Below are 4,030 nucleotides of genomic sequence, written 5' to 3'. Positions count from 1 at the left end.
GACGCGCGGTCGCGCTGTGCACGCCGGTCGCCAGCGCGTCGTCCGCCACGGGGGCCGGCGCCGAGATCGGGATCGTCGTACTCTGCGGCTGCCTCGACGTCGTCGTAGAAGTCATCGTTGTGGAGGTCGTCGTTGTGGAGGTCGTCGTCGTGGAAGTCATCGAGATCGGTATCCCGGTTCGACGGTCCCCGGCGCCCCGAGCCCGCACGGGCGACACCACCGACTCCGCGTGCCAGGAGTCCCCAACCGGCTCCGATGCCCTTGCCGACACCCTTGCCCACAGCACCCACGGCGCCCGCACCCGAGCTTCGCCGCGAGATGTCGGCCGACGCGGCCGCACTCGACCGCGACGTCCCACGAGAGGTGCCCGACGTGCGTGTCTTGCCCGCGGTGGCGCTGCGCGCACCCGACCGGGTCGAACGCGTGCCGGCCGAACTCGCCTTCCCGGACTTCGAGGTCGCCTTGGCGCTCGCGCCGTTCTTCGACCGGGAAGCCGACGCCGACGTACGTGACCGCGCCGATGTCCCTGACCGTGCGGACGAGGACCCCCCCGACGCACGGGATGCGGACGTGCGCGTGCCAGTGCTCGCTCTCGAAGCCATGCCGACAGACTAGTCGGCAATGATCACCTCAGTCACACGGGCAACACCGGCAACACCGGCGCGTGTCGAATTCGTGACCCGCGACGTGGCGGTTTCGGCACCGTCCCGTTCCGGAAGCCGCCGCACTCAGAGGGAGAACAGCCACTCAGAGGGAGAACAGCACAGTGCGGCGATCAGAAGCCGTGGGCCGCCGCCTTCACCGCATCGATCCGTCCGGGATCGCCGTCGAAGGTCACCGCCACCGGTGTCCGCCCCGTGGCGAACAGCAGCAACTCCCCGGGCGTACCCGTGACCGTCACCGGCTCTCCGCTACCGCCCGAGGCGAGGTCAGCGCCGTCGGTGCTGCGCAGCGTGACCCGAGCGGGCATCGAGCGCAGCGTCATCTTGCTCATCGACCGCAACGGCATGCGCAGAGCGTCCTGGAGTCCGGGGTCGAGGACGCGCGGAACCCACTCACTGTCGGGGTCGGCGGCACCGCGCAGCACGTCCTCGTGATGGATGAACATCTCGGCCAGATTCGCCCACCGGTCCAGTGGGCGCATGGGTGAGAAGATCGGTGGACCGGAGGCGAGGTCGGCAAGCAGTTTGTCCCAGTCGGTGTCGGCGGCCACCGACGCCTGCACCTTCTCGGTGTATCCGGCGAGGGGTTTGATCAGAATTCCCGGTGCGGCGTCGAGCCTGCGTTCCCGGACCACGAGATGCGCGGCGAGATCGCGCGTGGTCCATCCGGCGCAGAGGGTCGGCGCGTCCGGCCCCACCTCACGCATCGAGTCGACAAGGGCACGGCGTTCATCCTGTGCGAAGCTCACTCCCCAACGCTACTGGCTGCGGCCGGCGACCGTCGGTCACCGCGCCCCGATATCGCGGCGGGGCCGGTGTCAGCGAGCCGGGATCAGCAGTGTGTGGCGCAGCGCGTCGACATCGGCGTCGCTCAGGCCCAGCCCGTGATGCACGTAGTTGTCGAAGCTTCCGTAGGTCGTGCGCACCGCACCGAAGGCGGTGTCGAGCAGTCCGAGGTTCACGCCGTTGAGCGGGTCCGTGGCGGACGCGTGCCGGAACCGGTTGCTGGCGAGGTAGTCGGCGTCGACGACCGAGCGGTCCACCCCGAGGATGGTCAACAGCACTGCGGCGAGCCAACCGGTCCGGTCCTTGCCGGCGGTGCAGTGGAACAGTACGGCGCCACCGTCGGCGACCGTGCGCTGGATGGACAGCAGTGAATCGCGAAACGCCTGCCGCGCCACGGGGTTCACCACGAACTGGCGATACGCGGAACCGATGTCGATGAGGTGGGTGGTCGGTGCTGTCCGCAGGACGTCGAACGACTCGACCGCGGTGCCGGGCACGGACTTGTCGGGCTGCAGCCGGGTCTCGAACGCGGTACGCAGATCGATGATCGTGCGGACTCCGCGCCGCCGGAGCTCGGTGATCCCGCGGTCGTCGATCGTGGAGAGGTTCGCGCTGCGGATGACCTTGTCGGTGATGCCCGCGCCGTCGGCGGTGCGGTAGTCGTGCAACGTTCGGGCGTTGGTGACCCCGCCGAGGTCGACTGCCTGCGGTTGCGGGGTCGCTGTTGTCGACACCGCGGGCGGGGCGGCGCCGACGGGGGCCACGATGGTCGCCGCCGGGGCGAAGATCCCGAACGCCGTACAAGCCACCGCCACGGCACGCACGTGCCACCGATACCGCTCGCCGATCACCGTCACCACGCCACTCCTGCCCGTCCGGCCGCCGCCCGTCCGGCGGCGATCACGCGGGGAGGCTACCACCGGCGCGTGAACGGTGAGGAGAGCGCCGGATGAACCGGGGGGACGTCCGGATGGTCGCGCGTCGGACATGTCGGACATTCCGGAGCCGTTGACACGCAAGGAGTCTCGACAGATCGACGCGTTCGGGTCAGTCGCGGTCAGTCGCCCACGGCGAGCACCGTCGGCACGATCATCGGTCGGCGCCGATAGGTGTCGGCCACCCACCGGCCCACCGTCCGGCGGATGCCCTGCGCGATGCGGTGGGTGTCGGAGACGCCCTCGGCGGCCAGCGTGTCGAGCACCTGATCGACGAGGTCGGCAGCGGATTTGAGGGCGTCCGGATCGTCGGAGAAGCCGCGACCGGAGACCTCGGGGGTGCTCACCGCACGCCCGGTGGTGGAGTCGACAGCGACGGTGATCGCGATGAACCCGCCCTCGCCGAGGACGAGTCGTTCCGACAGCGTCGATTCACCGACGTCACCGACGGACAGACCGTCGACGTAGACATGGCCGACCGGGACGCGGCCGACGATCTGCGCCTGCCCGTCCACGAGGTCGACGACGACGCCGTCCTCGGCGAGCATGATCCGATCCGGGTTCACCCCGGTGGCCTCGGCGAGCGCGGCGTTCGCGCGGAGGTGACGCCACTCGCCGTGCACCGGCATGGCATTGCTCGGCCGGACCGCGTTGTAGAGATAGAGCAGTTCGCCGGCCGACGCATGGCCGGAGACGTGCACTTTGGCGCTCTGCTGGGTGATGACCGTGGCGCCCAGCTTCGCGAGGCCGTTGACGACCGCGAAGACCGAGTTCTCGTTGCCGGGGATGAGCGACGACGCGAGGACAACCAGGTCGGCGGAGCGGATGTTGATCTGCCGGTGCTCTCCGCGGGCCATCCGCGACAGCGCCGAGAGCGGCTCACCCTGCGATCCGGTGGAGATCAGCACCACCCGGTGGTCGGGCAGGGTTGCCGCGGTGTCCATGTCGACCTCGACACCGTCGGGCACGTGCAGATAACCGAGGTCCTGGGCGATCTGCATGTTGCGGACCATCGAGCGGCCGACGAAGGTGACCCGGCGGTTGTGGGTGTGCGCGACGTCGATGATCTGTTGAATGCGGTGCACGTGGCTGGCAAAGGAGGCGACGATGACCCGGCCACGCGCCTTGCCGATCACCTGGTCGAGCACTCCCCCGATCTGCCGCTCGGGGGTGACGAATCCCGGCACCTCGGCGTTGGTGGAGTCGACGAGGAACAGATCGACGCCTTCATCGCCGAGTCTGCTGAATCCGGCGAGGTCGGTGAGTCGGCCGTCGAGCGGCAGCTGGTCGAGCTTGATGTCGCCGGTGTGCAGGGCCAGTCCGGCCGGGGTCCGGATCGCGACGGCGATCGCATCCGGGATGGAGTGGTTCACCGCGAAGTACTCGCACTCGAAGGGGCCGTGCGTGGTCCGCTCGCCTTCGCGGACCTCGATGAGCTTGGGACGCAACCGATGTTCGCGGCACTTGGCCGCGACGAGTGCCAGCGTGAACTTGGATCCGACGACGGGGATGTCGCCACGCAGACGCAGCAGGAACGGGACCGCACCGATGTGATCCTCGTGCCCGTGGGTCAGGACGACCGCCTCGACGTCGTCCATCCGGTCCTCGATGTAGCGGAAGTCCGGGAGGATGAGGTCGACGCCGGGC

At 69.3% G+C, this 4,030-nt stretch carries 4 protein-coding genes and 1 pseudogene; 1 reads left to right on the top strand and 4 read right to left on the bottom strand.

Annotated features, from left to right (window positions below):
• Positions 1–290: pseudogene (locus B1964_RS08740) on the bottom strand (cell division protein FtsK); the annotation flags it as partial.
• A gap of 28 nt (positions 291–318) precedes the next feature.
• Between B1964_RS08740 and B1964_RS08735 the strand changes: the two are divergent.
• Positions 319–615, top strand: a complete 297-nt coding sequence (locus B1964_RS08735) for a hypothetical protein (protein WP_020171498.1) — start codon at positions 319–321, stop codon at positions 613–615.
• 160 nt (positions 616–775) lie between these two features.
• Here the strand turns inward: B1964_RS08735 and B1964_RS08730 are convergent, their stop codons facing one another.
• From B1964_RS08730 to B1964_RS08720, 3 genes are all read right to left on the bottom strand, one after another.
• Positions 776–1,411 (bottom strand): TIGR03085 family metal-binding protein, encoded by a 636-nt coding sequence (locus tag B1964_RS08730; RefSeq protein WP_006371404.1) that lies wholly within the window; start codon positions 1,409–1,411, stop codon positions 776–778.
• 69 nt (positions 1,412–1,480) lie between these two features.
• A complete protein-coding gene (locus B1964_RS08725) occupies positions 1,481–2,305 on the bottom strand; it encodes a tyrosine-protein phosphatase (RefSeq protein WP_253193930.1) in 825 nt (274 codons plus the stop codon).
• A 200-nt stretch (positions 2,306–2,505) separates the two neighbouring features.
• Positions 2,506–4,030, bottom strand: a 1,525-nt coding sequence (locus B1964_RS08720; protein ID WP_079929519.1) for a ribonuclease J, incomplete at its 5' end; no start/stop codon positions are given.

The organism is Gordonia sp. i37 (genome assembly GCF_002043085.1).
GTDB lineage: Bacteria > Actinomycetota > Actinomycetes > Mycobacteriales > Mycobacteriaceae > Gordonia > Gordonia polyisoprenivorans.
The sequence above is the reverse complement of the archived record's forward strand: the minus strand, read 5'-3'. Positions and strand labels throughout refer to the sequence as shown.